At 71.9% G+C, this 14,778-nt stretch carries 16 protein-coding genes and 1 pseudogene; 13 read left to right on the forward strand and 4 right to left on the reverse strand.

All coding sequences use genetic code 11. The annotated features are described in order from the left end of the window. The 4 genes from IEZ12_RS39755 to folE form a co-directional block, all read left to right on the forward strand. Nucleotides 1-350: TilS substrate-binding domain-containing protein (locus IEZ12_RS39755; RefSeq protein ID WP_229848617.1), on the forward strand; the 350-nt coding region annotated here is incomplete at its 5' end. A gap of 63 nt (nucleotides 351-413) precedes the next feature. After that, nucleotides 414-968, forward strand: coding sequence for a hypoxanthine phosphoribosyltransferase (gene hpt, locus IEZ12_RS35780; protein WP_043915585.1), 555 nt, complete (start codon nucleotides 414-416; stop codon nucleotides 966-968). 221 nt (nucleotides 969-1,189) lie between these two features. Continuing rightward, nucleotides 1,190-3,232, forward strand: a complete 2,043-nt coding sequence (ftsH, locus tag IEZ12_RS35785; protein ID WP_100587587.1) for an ATP-dependent zinc metalloprotease FtsH — start codon at nucleotides 1,190-1,192, stop codon at nucleotides 3,230-3,232. A 113-nt stretch (nucleotides 3,233-3,345) separates the two neighbouring features. Further along, on the forward strand, nucleotides 3,346-3,951 hold the full coding sequence (gene folE, locus IEZ12_RS35790; protein WP_043915587.1) for a GTP cyclohydrolase I FolE: 606 nt from the start codon (nucleotides 3,346-3,348) through the stop codon (nucleotides 3,949-3,951). A 26-nt stretch (nucleotides 3,952-3,977) separates the two neighbouring features. Here the strand turns inward: folE and IEZ12_RS35795 are convergent, their stop codons facing one another. After that, nucleotides 3,978-5,162, reverse strand: coding sequence for an alpha/beta hydrolase (locus IEZ12_RS35795; protein WP_189278380.1), 1,185 nt, complete (start codon nucleotides 5,160-5,162; stop codon nucleotides 3,978-3,980). Between the two features lie 392 nt (nucleotides 5,163-5,554). Here IEZ12_RS35795 and IEZ12_RS35800 point away from each other — a divergent pair, with 392 nt between their 5' ends. The 7 genes from IEZ12_RS35800 to IEZ12_RS35830 all read left to right on the forward strand — a co-directional run bounded on the left by IEZ12_RS35800 (nucleotide 5,555) and on the right by IEZ12_RS35830 (nucleotide 11,929). Then, nucleotides 5,555-7,387 carry a phosphatidylglycerol lysyltransferase domain-containing protein gene (locus IEZ12_RS35800; RefSeq protein WP_229848619.1) on the forward strand — a complete coding sequence of 611 codons (1,833 nt, stop codon included), beginning with the start codon at nucleotides 5,555-5,557 and terminating at the stop codon, nucleotides 7,385-7,387. 225 nt (nucleotides 7,388-7,612) lie between these two features. Continuing rightward, a complete protein-coding gene (gene folP / locus IEZ12_RS35805) occupies nucleotides 7,613-8,479 on the forward strand; it encodes a dihydropteroate synthase (protein ID WP_189278382.1) in 867 nt (288 codons plus the stop codon). A gap of 2 nt (nucleotides 8,480-8,481) precedes the next feature. Then, on the forward strand, nucleotides 8,482-8,979 hold the full coding sequence (locus IEZ12_RS35810) for a nuclear transport factor 2 family protein (RefSeq protein WP_189278384.1): 498 nt from the start codon (nucleotides 8,482-8,484) through the stop codon (nucleotides 8,977-8,979). A 164-nt stretch (nucleotides 8,980-9,143) separates the two neighbouring features. Beyond that, nucleotides 9,144-9,503: a dihydroneopterin aldolase gene (gene folB / locus IEZ12_RS35815; RefSeq protein WP_043916702.1), complete on the forward strand. Its 360-nt coding sequence runs from the start codon at nucleotides 9,144-9,146 to the stop codon at nucleotides 9,501-9,503. A 35-nt stretch (nucleotides 9,504-9,538) separates the two neighbouring features. Beyond that, complete coding sequence (gene folK / locus IEZ12_RS35820; protein ID WP_189278386.1) at nucleotides 9,539-10,138, forward strand: 2-amino-4-hydroxy-6-hydroxymethyldihydropteridine diphosphokinase; 600 nt, start codon at nucleotides 9,539-9,541, stop codon at nucleotides 10,136-10,138. A 138-nt stretch (nucleotides 10,139-10,276) separates the two neighbouring features. Then, nucleotides 10,277-10,774 carry a DUF3180 domain-containing protein gene (locus IEZ12_RS35825; RefSeq protein WP_100587582.1) on the forward strand — a complete coding sequence of 166 codons (498 nt, stop codon included), beginning with the start codon at nucleotides 10,277-10,279 and terminating at the stop codon, nucleotides 10,772-10,774. Nucleotides 10,775-10,900: 126 nt separating this feature from the next. Then, the gene (locus IEZ12_RS35830) at nucleotides 10,901-11,929 is read left to right on the forward strand and encodes a hypothetical protein (protein ID WP_189278389.1); all 1,029 of its coding nucleotides are present in this window, start codon (nucleotides 10,901-10,903) and stop codon (nucleotides 11,927-11,929) included. Between the two features lie 60 nt (nucleotides 11,930-11,989). On the opposite strand, the gene IEZ12_RS35835 is transcribed toward IEZ12_RS35830, so the two are convergent. Together IEZ12_RS35835 and IEZ12_RS35840 are read right to left on the reverse strand one after the other, a co-directional pair. Next, complete coding sequence (locus IEZ12_RS35835) at nucleotides 11,990-12,565, reverse strand: TerD family protein (RefSeq protein WP_189278391.1); 576 nt, start codon at nucleotides 12,563-12,565, stop codon at nucleotides 11,990-11,992. A 114-nt stretch (nucleotides 12,566-12,679) separates the two neighbouring features. Next, a complete protein-coding gene (locus tag IEZ12_RS35840; RefSeq protein WP_100587646.1) occupies nucleotides 12,680-13,171 on the reverse strand; it encodes a hypothetical protein in 492 nt (163 codons plus the stop codon). 63 nt (nucleotides 13,172-13,234) lie between these two features. Here IEZ12_RS35840 and arfB point away from each other — a divergent pair, with 63 nt between their 5' ends. Beyond that, complete coding sequence (gene arfB / locus IEZ12_RS35845; RefSeq protein WP_043916704.1) at nucleotides 13,235-13,663, forward strand: alternative ribosome rescue aminoacyl-tRNA hydrolase ArfB; 429 nt, start codon at nucleotides 13,235-13,237, stop codon at nucleotides 13,661-13,663. 7 nt (nucleotides 13,664-13,670) lie between these two features. On the opposite strand, the gene IEZ12_RS35850 is transcribed toward arfB, so the two are convergent. Then, a complete protein-coding gene (locus IEZ12_RS35850; protein ID WP_189278393.1) occupies nucleotides 13,671-14,225 on the reverse strand; it encodes a flavin reductase family protein in 555 nt (184 codons plus the stop codon). Between the two features lie 295 nt (nucleotides 14,226-14,520). Between IEZ12_RS35850 and IEZ12_RS35855 the strand changes: the two are divergent. Further along, a pseudogene (locus IEZ12_RS35855) lies at nucleotides 14,521-14,778 on the forward strand (sensor domain-containing diguanylate cyclase); the annotation flags it as partial.

Genomic DNA, 14,778 nt, shown 5'->3' on the forward strand with positions numbered 1-14,778 from the left:
ACCTCGGCGGCGGCGTGGTGGAGGCGCTGGCCCGCACCGCCCGGCTGTTCCGCGACGACGCCGACGCACTGGACCAGTGGGCCGCCCTCGCCGAGCGCGACCTGCACGGCCCGGACGGGGCGCTCGACGTCGGCAAGCTCTCCGAACTGCCCCCCGCGGTGCGCCGCCGGGTGCTGCGCCGGGCCGCGCTGCGCGCGGGCTCCCCGGCCGGCGACCTGTTCGCCCGCCACCTGGAAACCGTGGATCTGCTGGTCACCGGCTGGCGCGGCCAGGGCCCCCTGCACCTACCCGGGGGCGTCGAAGCCGTGCGCCGGTGTGGCACGCTGGTGTTTCGGCGGCAGGGCGACTGAGCTGACACGAGTCGTACCGCCGCTGCCGAACCCAGACCCCGAACGTTTGAGGACGTATCCCCGGTGGACCAGAACGACATGGGCGCAGACCTCGCGAAGGTGCTCATCAGCAAGGACGAGATCGACGCCAAGCTGGTGGAGCTGGCCGCGCGGATCGACCAGGACTACGCCGGGAAGGACCTCCTGCTGGTCGGTGTCCTCAAGGGCGCCGTGATGGTGATGGCCGACCTGGCCCGGACCCTGCACAGCCAGGTGACCATGGACTGGATGGCGGTCTCCTCGTACGGCATGGGCACCAAGTCCTCGGGCGTGGTGCGCATCCTGAAGGACCTGGACACCGACATCGCCGGCCGTGACGTGCTGATCGTCGAGGACATCATCGACTCCGGTCTGACGCTGTCCTGGCTGCTCGGCAACCTCGGTTCGCGCGGCCCGGCCTCGCTGAAGGTGTGCACCCTGCTGCGCAAGCCGGACGCCGCCAAGGTGGAGATCGACGTCGAGTACGTCGGTTTCGACATCCCCAACGAGTTCGTGGTCGGTTACGGCCTGGACTACGCGGAGAAGCTGCGCAACCTGCCGTTCATCGGCACCCTGGCCCCGCACGTCTACGGGGGCTGAACCGTTCGGGCGACGGGTGGGAACAGTGCCCTGTTCCCACCCGTTGTGCGGGGGTAGGAAAATAGGCTGCACCGTGGTGTGATCCCGTCGTGAGCGGGGGCCGCTGCGGTACGGTCCAATCAAACGCTCGTCTTACGAGCACATATCGGATGCGCCGCGGCCCACGGCCGACCAGCGCCCGTTGAATGGCAGGAGGGACGGGGCGGTGACGCCCCGCATGGATGGACGTCAAGCGATACTTCCGTGCGCCGATCATGTGGGTCGTGCTGGCCGCCCTCGCCGTGTTCGCGCTGATGGAGCTCGTCTCGGACTCGAGCGGCTACAAGACGGCGGACACCGGTCAGGTCATCAGCGCGATCGACAACAACCAGGTGAAGTCGGCGCAGCTCACCACCGGTGACTCGAACCTCATCAAGATCCAGCTGCAGGACGGCCAGAAGCTGAAGCCGGGCGCCAACGGCAAGGCGCCGTCCGGCACCCGCTTCCAGGCCTCCTACACCGGCGACCAGCAGGCCGCCGACCTGGCCAAGAACCTTCAGACCAAGTACGCCGGCGGGCAGATCCCGGACGGTTACACCGTCAGCCCCGAGAAGCAGTCGACCTTCGTCAGCCTGCTCTTCTCGATGCTGCCGATCGTGATCATCGTCGTGGTCTTCCTGTTCCTGATGAATCAGATGCAGGGCGGCGGCTCCCGGGTCATGCAGTTCGGCAAGTCCAAGGCCAAGCTGCTCACCAAGGACACCCCGAAGACCACCTTCGCGGACGTCGCGGGCGCCGACGAGGCCGTCGAGGAACTCCACGAGATCAAGGAGTTCCTGCAGGAGCCGGCCAAGTTCCAGGCGGTCGGCGCGAAGATCCCCAAGGGCGTGCTGCTGTACGGCCCGCCCGGAACCGGCAAGACCCTGCTGGCCCGCGCTGTCGCGGGCGAGGCGGGCGTCCCGTTCTACTCGATCTCCGGCTCGGACTTCGTCGAGATGTTCGTCGGCGTCGGCGCCAGCCGGGTCCGCGACCTGTTCGAACAGGCCAAGGCCAACGCCCCGGCGATCATCTTCGTCGACGAGATCGACGCCGTCGGCCGGCACCGCGGTGCGGGCCTCGGCGGCGGCCACGACGAGCGCGAGCAGACCCTCAACCAGCTGCTGGTCGAGATGGACGGCTTCGACGTCAAGGGCGGCGTCATCCTGATCGCCGCCACCAACCGCCCCGACATCCTGGACCCGGCGCTGCTGCGCCCCGGCCGCTTCGACCGGCAGATCGCCGTCGACCGCCCGGACCTCCAGGGCCGACTGGACATCCTCAAGGTGCACCAGAAGGGCAAGCCGATCGCGCCGGACGTCGACCTGTCGGCCGTCGCCAAGCGCACCCCCGGCTTCACCGGCGCCGACCTGTCGAACGTGCTGAACGAGGCCGCGCTGCTCACCGCGCGTTCCGACAAGAAGCTGATCGACAACCTGATGCTGGACGAGGCGATCGACCGCGTCGTGGCCGGTCCGCAGAAGCGCTCGCGGATCATGTCCGACAAGGAGAAGAAGATCACCGCGTACCACGAGGGCGGACACGCCCTGGTCGCGGCGGCCTGCAACTACTCCGACCCGGTGCACAAGATCACCATCCTGTCCCGGGGCCGCGCGCTCGGCTACACCATGGTGCTGCCGGACGAGGACAAGTACTCGACCACCCGCAACGAGATGCTCGACCAGCTCGCCTACATGCTGGGCGGCCGGGCGGCGGAGGAACTGGTCTTCCACGACCCGACCACCGGCGCCTCGAACGACATCGAGAAGGCCACCGCCACCGCGCGGGCCATGGTCACCCAGTACGGCATGAGCGAACGCCTGGGCGCGATCAAGTTCGGCTCCTCCGACTCCGAGCCCTTCCTGGGCCGCGAGATGGCCCACCAGCGCGACTACTCCGAGGAGGTCGCCGGGCTGGTGGACGAGGAGGTCAAGAACCTGATCGAGACCGCGCACAACGAGGCCTGGGAGATCCTGGTCGAGAACCGCGACGTGCTCGACAACCTGGTCCTCGAACTGCTGGAGAAGGAGACGCTGAACAAGGAGCAGATCGCCGAGGTCTTCGCTCCGGTCATCAAGCGTCCCCCGCGTCCGGCGTGGACCGGCTCGGCCCGCCGCACCCCGTCCACCCGGCCGCCGGTGCAGTCGCCGAAGGAGCTGGCGCTGACCAACGGCGCCGTCTCCGGCACCGACAGCCCGGTCGACACCGTGAAGCTCCCGCCGGCCGACGGCGGCCAGGTCGAGAGCTGACCTGACGAGCACCTGTTCGGAATGGATGCCGCGTTTCCGGGGTTTGTACCCTGGAGGCGCGGCATTCGTGCTGCACGGACACTGTTTCCCCTTTGACGAGCAGCGAGGCACGCATGATCGATCCGGTGACGCTCGACGGTGAGTTCCCCGTCGGCGAGTTCGACCAGAAGCGGGCCGAGAACGCCGTCCGCGAACTGCTCATCGCCGTCGGCGAGGACCCGGACCGCGAGGGCCTGCTGGAGACCCCGGCCCGGGTCGCGCGCGCCTACCGGGAGATATTCGCGGGCCTGTGGCAGCAGCCGGAGGACGTGCTGACCACCACCTTCGACCTCGGCCACGACGAGATGGTGCTGGTCAAGGACATCGAGGTGTTCTCCACCTGCGAGCACCACCTGGTCCCGTTCCGCGGCGTCGCGCACGTCGGCTACATCCCCGCGACGACCGGCAAGATCACCGGCCTGTCCAAGCTGGCCCGGCTGGTCGACGTGTTCGCCCGCCGCCCGCAGGTGCAGGAGCGGCTCACCAGCCAGGTCGCGGACGCGCTGATGCGGATCCTGGAGCCGCGCGGCGCCATCGTGGTGATCGAGTGCGAGCACATGTGCATGTCGATGCGCGGCATCCGCAAGCCCGGCGCCACCACCGTCACCTCGGCGGTCCGCGGCCAGCTGCGCGACCCCGCCACCCGGGCCGAGGCGATGAGCCTCATCATCGGGCGCTGACCGCCCCAGGGGGTTGGCCGCCTCCGTCAGGGCCGCGGTTCGCGGTCCTGCGGGGGCGCGAGGTGGTCGCTGAGCCACTCCAGGGTGGCCGGCAGCTCGCGGCGCCAGGTGTCGAAGGAGTGGCCGCCGTCCGGCAGCAGCAGTGAGTCCACCAGGAACTCGGGGTGGTCGTCGGAGGCCTGCTTGGCGGTGCCGAGGAACTTCTCGGTCGCCGGGTAGTCGTCCTCGGCGTGGGTGGAGACCACCAGCAGGGCCGCGGACGGCGCCGGCAGGTTCTTCAGCCGCCAGTTCAGGTCGGACCGGTGGGCGGCCTCCGCGTCGCCGCCGAACAGGTCGCCGTTGGTCCAGTGGTCGTTCGGCACGGTGTAGTCGGGGTGCATCCCGGCCGCGTTCCGGTACGCCTCGGGGTGGCGCATCGCCAGGCGCAGCGCGCAGGACCCGCCGGTGGAGTAGCCGAACACGCCCCAGGACTCCGCGGTCCGGCCGACCCGGTACGCGGAGCGCAGCGCGGTCGGCAGGTCCTTGACGAACCAGGTCTCGGTCTTCGGCCCGCCCGCGACGTCCACGCACTCGGTGTCGCGCGGCGGGGCGACGGTGGGGCGGGCCATCACGATCACGGTGGGGGCCATCTGGCCGGTGCGCTGCAGTTCGGCGGCGGTCTGCGGCAGCTCCAGCTCCTCGACCAGGTTCAGCGTCGGACCGGGGTAGCCGGCCAGCGCGACCAGCACCGGGAAGTGCTGGCGGTTGTAGCGGGGATTGAAGTACTCGGCCGGCAGGTAGACGAACATCTGATCGGACAGGCCCGACTCGGGGCCGGTCACCCTCACCGAGTCGACCCGGCCGACCTGTTCGGGCGGGCCGGGCGGCAGCACGTCCTTGACCGTCTCCAGCCCGCCGTCGGTGGTCGGCTGCACCAGCTTGTCGCTCTCCGGGGCGGCGCCGGGCGTGCGCCCGGAGGTGAGCGCCAGCGGGGCGGCCTTGCCGGGGCGCAGCAGGTCGTCCCAGGAGGTGTAGAAGCCGTAGGCGTTGTTCACCGACAGCAACAGCACCGACAGCGCCGCCACCTGAGTCACCGCCAGCAGGCCGAGTCGCCCCAGCACCGGCAGCGGCCGCTGCCGCGACAGCCGCGGCCACAACCAGAGGGTGGCGACCAGGGCCGCCGCCCCCACGACGATCAGCAGGTACACCAGTGTTCCGCTGGTCAGCTCCATGCGTTCCGGCCCTCCTCGACTCCCGCTCGTTCAACCTTGTCTGACGGACCGTCGGGTGCCAGTGGGGGTAGTCTGACCGAGCGTCGGAAACCAGTACGAACGGACGACTGCGCGAACGGGAACCGTCGCCCTAGAATGCGGCGTCCACGGGTAGGAATCGCGCCGAACCGCCGAGCCGGCGACCACAGGTGCGGCATCGGTGGTACCTGCGGCGTCCCCCGGTCCGATGAGTGCAGCCGTTCGAGTTGCGCCTCGGGCGGGCCCCTTTCATCCGTCCGGTGGACCCCTCTTGACGTGCGGATTGCCAGAAAAAGGAACAGTCATGAAGGTTCATCACAACCCGGCTCCCGGGGTGCGCGAGCAGCGCCCGGGTGCCTCTAGGCTGGGTTCCCATGAGCGCTCCCGTGTCCGCTGAGACGACGTCCGACCAGCCCCGCAGGCGGGGATTGCAGGCGCTCCGGTCCCAGGCATCCGCCGTACCGCGGCAGTGGCTGCCGGGCGTGGTCGGGTACGCCTGCCTGGCGATCGGGCTGATCGACATCACCTCGGCGGTCTTCCCCCGCTTCCGGGCCACCCGGATGCACACCTGGGCCGGCCAGCTGCCCGGCGGCACCACCACGCTCGCCGCGGCCGGCACCCTGATGGTCGGCATGCTGCTGGTGCTGCTCGCGCACGCGCTGCGCCGCCGCAAGCGGCGCGCCTGGCGCGCCGTGTGCGTGCTGCTGCCGGTCGGTGCCGCGCTCCACATGCTGCGCTGGCACCAGTTCGTGCAGGCCGCGATCTCGCTGGCGCTGTTCGCGGTGATGCTGATCCACCAGCGCGAGTTCTACGCCAAGGCCGACCCGCGCACCCGCTGGCGCGCGGTGCTCAACTTCGTCGTGCTCGCCGTCGTCTCGGTGCTGATCGGCCTGGCCGTCGTCTCCGTCCGGTGGAAGTACGAGGTCGGCGACCCGTCGCTGTACCAGCGGCTGGAGCACGTCGGCTACGGCCTGTTCGGCTTCGAGGGCCCGATCCACTACACCAGCGACCGGATCAGCGACCTGGTCGGCTACTCGCTCGGCGCGCTGGGCCTGGTCACCGCGCTCACCACCGCCTACCTGGCGCTGCGCCCCGAGAAGCCCGAACCCGAGCTCACCCCCGAGGACGAGCTCAAGGTCCGCGAACTGCTCGCCCGGCACGGCAAGCGCGACTCGCTCGGCTACTTCGCGCTGCGCCGCGACAAGAGCGTGCTGTTCTCGCCCACCGGCAAGGCCGCGATCTCCTACCGGGTGGTCTCCGGCGTGATGCTCGCCTCGGGCGACCCGGTCGGCGACGTCGAGGCCTGGCCCGGCGCGATCAAGGTCTTCATGACCACCGCCCGCGAACACGCCTGGGCGCCCGCCGTCATGGGCTGCTCCGAGGTCGGCGGCGAGGTCTGGACCCGCGAGGCCCACCTGGACGCGCTCGAACTCGGCGACGAGGCCATCGTCGACACCTCCACCTTCTCGCTCTCCGGCCGTGCCATGCGCAACGTCCGCCAGATGGTCAAGCGGATCGAGCGCAACGGCTACTCCTGCAAGGTCCGCCGGGTCGGCGACCTCACCCTGGAGGAGAAGCGCCAGATCGCCGACGCCGCGGCCCGCTGGCGCGGCACCGACACCGAACGCGGCTTCTCGATGGCCCTCGGCCGCTTCGGCGACGTCGGCGACGACGAGTGCGTGGTCGTCACGGCGCACAAGGCCCCCGAGGAGGGCGAGAGCGGCGACGACCTCAAGGCGGTGCTGCACTTCGTCCCCTGGGGCGACGACGGCATCTCGCTGGAACTGATGCGCCGCGACCGGGAGGCCGACCCCGGCCTCAACGAACTGCTGATCGTCGCCGCCCTCCAGGAGGTCGGCGCGATGGGCATCCGGCGGGTCTCGCTCAACTTCGCGATGTTCCGCTCGGCGCTCGCCCGCGGCGAGCGGATCGGCGCCGGACCGGTGCTGCGGGCCTGGCGCGGACTGCTGGTCTTCCTGTCCCGCTGGTTCCAGATCGAGTCGCTGTACAAGTTCAACGCGAAGTTCCAGCCCACCTGGGAGCCCCGCTTCCTGGTCTACCAGCACACCCGCGACCTCCCGCGGATCGGCTTCGCCGCGATGCAGGCCGAGGCCTTCATCACCCTGGGCATGCCGCGCTTCGGCCGCAAGCGCCAGCGCCAGGGGCTCATGCCGGAGCAGGTCGCTCCGCTGGGCAAGGCTGCGTAGCCGGAGAACTGACAGGGGCGCGTGGGGGCACCTCCCAGCCCGCCAGGGCTGGGGGAGAACTGCGCGAGCAAGGAGCGCACGTCCGTAAGGTCGCGATCAACGGCAAGTCATTGCCTGCGTCGCGATCTTGCGGTTGGGTGCCTTCCGCTTCGCGCAGTTCCCCGCGCCCCTGGTGGTGCTCTCCCTGATGGTGCTCTCCCCGGGTGCCCCCCCTCAGCGTCGATAATGGGTCGTATGAGCGAAAACCTCCCTGGCCTGCCCGTCCTCGACCGTTGTGCGGTGATGGGGGTGGTGAACGTCACGCCGGACTCGTTCTCGGACGGTGGGATGTGGCTGGATCCGGCGAAGGCGATCGCGCACGGGCTGGAGCTGGTGGCGCAGGGGGCGGACCTGGTCGACGTGGGTGGGGAGTCGACGCGGCCGGGGGCGTTGCGGGTGACGGAGGAGGAGGAGCTGCGCCGGGTGGTGCCGGTGGTGACGGAGCTGGCCCGGGCGGGGGTGGTGGTCTCGGTGGACACCATGCGGGCGGCCGTGGCCCGGGCCGCCGTGCAGGCCGGCGCGAAGATCGTCAACGACGTGTCCGGAGGACTCGCGGACGCGGGGATGGCGAAGGTGGTAGCCGACACCGGCGCGCCGTTCGTGGTGATGCACTGGCGCGGGCAGTCGGCGGACATGTACGCGCAGGCGGTGTACGACGACGTGGTCGCGGACGTGGTGCGGGAGCTGTCCGACCGGGTGGAGGACCTGCTCGCGGCGGGGGTGAAGGAGGACCAGCTGATCCTGGACCCGGGCCTGGGCTTCGCAAAGACCAGCGCGCACAACTGGGCGCTGCTGGGCCGGCTGGACGCGCTGACGGCGCTCGGGCGGCCGGTGCTGGTCGCGGCTTCGCGCAAGCGCTTCCTGGGTACGCTGCTGGCCAGCCCGGAAACCGGGGAGCTGCGCCCGGCGCGGCAGCGGGACGACGCCACGGCGGCGGTCTCGGTGCTGTCGGCGAAGGCGGGCGCCTGGGCGGTCCGGGTCCATGACGTGTCGGGCACGGCTGACGCCGTACGAGTCGTCGCGGCCTGGGAGCAGGCGGAGCAGAGGGGGTAGGCGTGGCGGAGGCAGTGAGCGGCAACGACCGGGCGGCGGCACTGGAGCCGGACGAGGAGGCCGTGCTGGCGGCCAATCAGGCCCTGTACGAGGCTCTGGAGCGCGGAGACCTGGACGCCGTCGAGTCGATCTGGCTGGGGCCGGGCGAGGCGGACGACAAGGGCGGGGTGTTCTGTGTGCACCCGGGCTGGCCGGCGCTGGTGGGCCGGGCCCAGGTGACCCGCTCGTACATGCTGATCATGGCGAACACCGAGTACATCCAGTTCTTCCTGACGGATGTGGAGGTGGACGTGCAGGGCGATGTGGCGCTGGTCACCTGCACGGAGAACATTCTGTCCGGCGGGGAGCCCGAGGAGGAGGGCGAGCTGGGGCCGCTGGTCGGCGGGAAGGTCGTCTCGACGAACCTGTTCCGGCGGACCGAGGACGGCTGGAAGCTGTGGTCGCACCACGGTTCGCCGGTGCTCACCAGTGGCGACGACGAGGACGACGAGGAGGACTGAGCGGCGTCCGTCAAGGGCCGCGGTGGCCGGTCCGATCGGGTGGGCGGCCGGGGAGGCGGTCCGGGGCGGTCGGCACTCGAAGGTAGATTCGAGGGGCGGCGGGCGACGGTGCCCGCCGGTCCCCGCCCCGGCGGGGCCGTCAGCTGGGAGCAGTGATTCTTGTGCTGGACCGCGTCACCCTGCGTGGGCTACGTGCCCGCGGCCATCACGGCGTCTTCGAGCGGGAGCGGATCGAGGGGCAGACCTTCGTCGTCGACCTGACGCTGTTCCTGGACACCCGTCCGGCCGCCGCGAGTGACGACCTGACCCGCACCGCGCACTACGGCGTGATCGCGGAGGAGGTCACCGCGGTGATCGCGGGCGACCCGGTCGACCTGATCGAGACGCTGGCCCAGCGGATCGCCGACCAGTGCCTGCGGCACGAGGTGGTCGAGGAGGTCGAGGTCGTCGTGCACAAGCCCGACGCCCCGATCACCGTCCCGTTCGACGACGTCACCATCACGATCCGCCGGGGCCGCGCCTGATGGCGCCCGGTGGAGCCCGAGTGGAGGGAACTCCCATGGCCACCACAGACCCGACCGCCACGCGGACCACGTTCGACCTGCAGGGCAAGGTGGACCGCGTGGAGTCCACCCTGCACGAGTCGCGGACCGCCGCGGTCGCCCTCGGCAGCAACCTGGGCAACCGCCTGGAGACCCTGCAGGGCGCGGTCGACGCGCTGGAGGACACCCCCGGCGTGCGGGTGACCTCGCTGTCCGCGGTGTACGAGACGGACGCCGTCGGCGGGCCCGCCGACCAGCCCAACTACCTCAACGCCGTCGCGGTGCTGCGCACCTCGCTGCCGCCGCGGGACCTGCTGGAGCGGGCCAACGCCGTGGAGGACGCGTTCGGGCGGGTACGCACCGTCCGCTGGGGCGCCCGCACGCTGGACGTCGACATCCTCACCTACGAGGGCGTGCGCAGCGACGACCCGCAGCTGACGCTGCCGCACCCGCGGGCCCACGAGCGGGCGTTCGTGCTGGCGCCCTGGCAGGACGCCGACCCGCAGGCCGAGGTGCCCGGGCACGGGCCGGTCGCGGAGCTGCTGGCGGGCCTCGGCGGGGTCGAGGGCCAGGGCGTGCGGCTGCGTGCGGACCTGCAGCTGCGACTGCCGGAGTGAGTGCTCCGGGAACTTCCGGCAGGGGGCGGGCGTAGCTCCCTGCGGGTGCGGCCCGGCCGGTACGGTGGGCTGGTCGCCCGCCGAACCCCCGGGCCGTGCCGGGCCGGGGTCGAACCACTGGGAAGGAACCCCGTCCGCGTGAAGCCGCTCCGTCTCCGCCTGCTGCTCGGCATCGCCGCCGTCACGGGGCTGCTCTCCTGGGGCGGCGCCCGGCTGTGGGACTCGCTGGGCACGCTGCCCGGGGTGCCCTCGTACGCGCCGTTCGTGTTGGCGGCGATCGCCGTGGTGCTGCTGGCGGTGGCGATCTCGCTGCGGTCCCGGCTGAAGGCGATCCGGGAGCGGCGGCCGGACGCGAAGCGGGTCGATCCGCTGCACGCGGCGCGGGCGCTGGTGCTGGGGCAGGCCAGTGCGCTGGTGTCGGCGGTGGTGACCGGGGTGTACGCGGGCGTCGGGGTGTTCCTGCTCGGCTCGCTGGAGGTCCCGGCCCGCCGGGCGCAGGCCGGGACGGCGCTGTTCGCGGTGCTGGCCGGCGCGGCGGTGATCGCGGTGGCGCTGTGGCTGCAGCACATCTGCAAGCTCCCCGAGGACCACGACGACCCGGAGCACCCGCGCGGAACGGCCGCTTCGTCGCGCTGACCGCCCCCGCCGGATCCGCTCGCGCTGCGTGACGGTTCGGGTGCGGCCCGTGTTTCTGTCGGCGTGTCAAGGGCGGAATGGGGTGCGAGGCTGACAGGGCCTCGATTCGCACGCTAGTTTCTAGCCATGCCTCGCGGACGCCACCGTCATTCCTCCGTCCTGGGCCGGTCGCTGCCACCGGTCGCCTCCGGTGTACTCGTGCTCGCGGCGGTGGCCGCGCTGGTGGCCAGTCCGGATCAGATCGTGGCCCGCTCGGTCGGGGTCGCCGCGATGGTCGCGGTGGTCGGCCTGGCGCTGGTGCTGCGGCAGCGCGACCGGGCCGCCCGGGCCGCCGCCGAGGTCGCCATGGAGCGCCGGCTGCGCGCCGAGGAGCGCTACGAGGAGCAGATCGCCGAGGCCGAGTACGCGGCCGAGGTCGCCGAGGAGCGGGCCACCCGCTTCGGGCGGCGGCTGACCGCGGAGAAGTCCCGGCTGGCGAAGGCCGAGACGGAGATCGCCCGGCTGCTGCGCGAGCGCGCCGTGATGGTCGCCGAGCAGGCGCTGAAGGAGGCCGAGGCAGCCCGCCTGGCGCTGGAGGCGACCCGGCCGGCGCACCCGGTCACCCCGGCCGCGTTCGTCCGCGCACAGGCCGCGGTGCGGCACCTGGAGCGGCAGGCGGCGGCCGCCGAGGCGCGCCGCGCGGTCGACGAGCGGGCCCAGGTCGAGCTGCGGCCGAAGATGCCGGAGCCGGTGCCGGCCACCGGTTCGGCGGCGCTGCGCCCGGTCGGCCCGGCGCTGCCCGGTCCGCGCCCGCAGGACGGCGAGCAGGCGGTCCAGGCGGCCCCGCAGCGGCCGCGGGCGACGGCGTTCAGCTTCTTCGGCCGGCCGGGCAGTGCCCGGGCCGCGCTGCGGGCGGCCGCGCCCGCCCCGGCGGTCGGCGACCTGGCGGACGTGGTGGGCGACGAGGCGGTGGCCGACAACGAGCGCTACGCCGTGCTGGGCGCCGCGCCGGTGGACGCCGCGCAGCCCGCGCACCGCGCGGTGGAGCAGGCGCCGAGCCACCAGCACGCGGAGTCCGACACCGAGCCCGCCGAGCCCGCCGACGTGGTCGACCTGACCCCGCACGACGAGACCGAGCTGCTGGAGCTTCCCGAGCTGCGGGCCGGCCGGCCCTGACGACGTGGGAAAGGCCCCCGCTCCTGGTGGAGCGGGGGCCCTTTCGTGCCCGGCGGACGGTCAGACGTTGACGCCGAAGTCCTGGGCGATGCCGGCCAGGCCGGAGGCGTAGCCCTGGCCGATGGCGCGGAACTTCCACTCGGCGCCGTTGCGGTACAGCTCGCCGAAGATCATCGCGGTCTCGGTGGCCGCGTCCTCGGACAGGTCGTAGCGGGCGATCTCGGCGCCGCCGGCCTGGTTGAGCACCCGGATGTAGGCGTTGCGGACCTGGCCGAAGCTCTGGCCGCGGTTGTTGCCGTCGTAGATCGAGACCGGGAAGGTGACCCGGGTGACGTCGGCGGGCAGGGCGGCCAGGTTGACGTTGATCGCCTCGTCGTCGCCGGCGCCCTCGCCGGTGCGGTTGTCGCCGTTGTGGACGACGGTGCTGTCCGGGGTGCTGGTGTTGTTGAAGAAGACGAAGTGGCGGTCGGAGTAGACCCGGCCGTCGCCGTTCAGCACGATCGCGCTGGCGTCCAGGTCGAACTCGGTGCCGGTGGTGGTGCGCACGTCCCAGCCGAGGCCGACGGTGACCGCGGTCAGGCCGGGGGCCTCCTTGGTCAGCGAGACGTTGCCACCCTTGGAGAGGCTCACGGGCATGTCTGTGGTGTCCCTTCGGTCGGTTTTGAGCGGAGAACGCCGGACGGGCGGCCGTTGGTTCCAGGACTTGGTGGACGGACGGATTTCTCCCCCGATCGGCCGCCCGGCGCCGGGTCAGATTCTCGGGTACCGGCCCTGTACGGTCCAGATGTTCGGATTGTCGGCCAGGTCCTCGTGCAGCTCGGTCAGGTCGGCCAGCACGTCCTGCAGGAAGTCCCGGGCCTCCCGGCGCAGCTCGACGTGCCGGACGACCAGCGGCTCGTCGTCCGGCCGCCAGGTGGCGGTGATCTCCACCCAGCCGAACCGGCGGGCGAAGCGCAGCAGCTCGGTGTTCTGGGTGAAGTCGAGGTCCTCGGTGCGGACCCGGGCCTCGCGGCTGCCGCGCGGGTCCTCGTCGAGGCGTTCGACGATGTCGCACAGCGCCCAGGCGAAGTCCAGCACCGGCACCCAGCCCCAGCGGGTCTCCACGCCGGCGCCGTCGTCGGTCTCCAGGTAGACGTCGCCCGCGAACAGGTCGTGCCGCAGGGCGCGGACGGGCGCGCTGCGGTAGTCGGTCTGCGGGGGGTCGGGGAAGCGGTTGGACAGGGAGTAGCCGAGCTCGATCACGCCCGCCATTGTGCCGGGTTAACCAGGTGACGGGGGCCGCGCCCGGACGGGATGATGGGCGGCATGACTGAGCCCGTGCGCGTACGGGGTTCGGTGGTCGTCCCCGACGCCGAGCTCGTCTGGCGCTTCTCCCGTTCCTCCGGCCCCGGCGGCCAGCACGTCAACACCTCGGACAGCAAGGTCGAGCTCCGCTGGGACCTGGCGGCCTCCGACGTGCTGCCCCCGGTGTGGAAGGAGCGCGCCCTGGAGCGGCTGGCCTCCCGGCTGGTCGACGGGGTGCTGGTCGTGCGCGCCTCCGAGCACCGCTCGCAGTGGCGCAACCGCGAGGTCGCGGCTGCCCGGCTGGCCTCGCTGCTCGGCGAGGCCACCGCGCCGCCGCCGAAGACCCGGCGGGCCACCAAGCCCAGCCGCGGCATGGTCGAGCGCCGGCTGGAGAACAAGCGGCACCGCGCCTCGCTGAAGCAGGGGCGCGGGCGGATCAAGCCGGAGTGACGGGCCCTCAGCCCAGCTGGCGGTAGCCGGCCCGGAAGTACATCAGCGGCCGGGCGGCCGGGGCGGGCGTCCGGGCGGCCAGGACGCGGCCGAGCACCAGGGTGTGGTCGCCGGCCGGGATGCGCTGTTCGGTGCGGCACTCGACGGTGGCGAGCGCGCCGTCGATCAGCGGGGCGCCGGAGTGCGGGCCGCGCTGCCAGGCGGCGTCGGCGAACAGCAGGCGGTCGCTGAGCCGGCCCTTCATGGCGAACCGGGACGCCAGCGTGCGGTGCTCCTCGCCGAGCAGCGACACCGCCCAGGTGTCGGCCCGGGTGAGCAGGTCGTCCATCCGGGAGTCCTCGCGCACCGAGATCAGCACCAGCGGCGGCTCCAGCGACACCGACAGGAAGGAGGTGGCGGTCATGCCGGCGTCCTCGTCCTCCTCGGCGTCGTGCACGGTCACCAGCGAGACGCCCGCCGCCAGTTGGCCGAGGGCGGCGCGGAACTCCTCGGGAGTGGCGCCGGCCTCCGCCAGGGGCGTGGGGGCGTTGGGTGCGGTGGGGGATTGCGGGGAGCTGTACACGTACCGCACGGTAGTCGTCGGTCGGGCGTGCCGGTATCGGGCCCTGGTCGTAGGTCCGGTCGGTCGCTGGGCCGAGCGCACGGGCGGCGCGCCGTCGGATGTCGCCCGGCGGGTGTCCTGGCGTTCCCTGGCGTTTCCGAATACGATCATCACTTAGTCATTATGTGATTTGAGTCACACTCTCAACCTATTGCTGACCGAGCGTGCCTATCGGAGTGCTCGCTGTGATTCAGTTCTTCTGGCAATCGGACGACAACCTTTCAAGAACTATCCGAAGCAGCCGGGGAGCCCCCGCATGGAAGCCGAGTCGGAGCCCTACGTCCGCCTCGCGACCCTCCGCACCTTGCACCGGGTCGTGGCGGACCTCAACGCTGCCCGGAGCCTGGCGGGAACCCTGCAGGCGGTCGTCGAGGGAGCGGTCCACGGGCTCGGATTCGACGCCGCCGCGGTCAGCCTGGTCCGACCCGACGGCGACCTGGTGATCGCCGCCGTCTGGGAGATCGAGGAGACCGCCTTCGGCGGCCCGTCCGTGCTGCTCGGCCAGGTCGGCTCC

Source organism: Kitasatospora griseola, assembly GCF_014648555.1.
GTDB lineage: Bacteria > Actinomycetota > Actinomycetes > Streptomycetales > Streptomycetaceae > Kitasatospora > Kitasatospora griseola.

Excerpts from the sequence above, each read along its gene's own strand:
- folE (WP_043915587.1), top strand. The coding sequence starts at position 3,346 with ATGATCGATCCGGTGACGCTCGACGGTGAGTTCCCCGTCGGCGAGTTC.
- arfB (WP_043916704.1), top strand. The coding sequence starts at position 13,235 with ATGACTGAGCCCGTGCGCGTACGGGGTTCGGTGGTCGTCCCCGACGCC.
- ftsH (WP_100587587.1), top strand. The coding sequence starts at position 1,190 with ATGGACGTCAAGCGATACTTCCGTGCGCCGATCATGTGGGTCGTGCTG.
- IEZ12_RS35795 (WP_189278380.1), bottom strand. The coding sequence starts at position 5,162 with ATGGAGCTGACCAGCGGAACACTGGTGTACCTGCTGATCGTCGTGGGG.
- IEZ12_RS35835 (WP_189278391.1), bottom strand. The coding sequence starts at position 12,565 with ATGCCCGTGAGCCTCTCCAAGGGTGGCAACGTCTCGCTGACCAAGGAG.
- folP (WP_189278382.1), top strand. The coding sequence starts at position 7,613 with ATGGGTCGTATGAGCGAAAACCTCCCTGGCCTGCCCGTCCTCGACCGT.
- IEZ12_RS35800 (WP_229848619.1), top strand. The coding sequence starts at position 5,555 with ATGAGCGCTCCCGTGTCCGCTGAGACGACGTCCGACCAGCCCCGCAGG.
- IEZ12_RS35830 (WP_189278389.1), top strand. The coding sequence starts at position 10,901 with ATGCCTCGCGGACGCCACCGTCATTCCTCCGTCCTGGGCCGGTCGCTG.
- folK (WP_189278386.1), top strand. The coding sequence starts at position 9,539 with ATGGCCACCACAGACCCGACCGCCACGCGGACCACGTTCGACCTGCAG.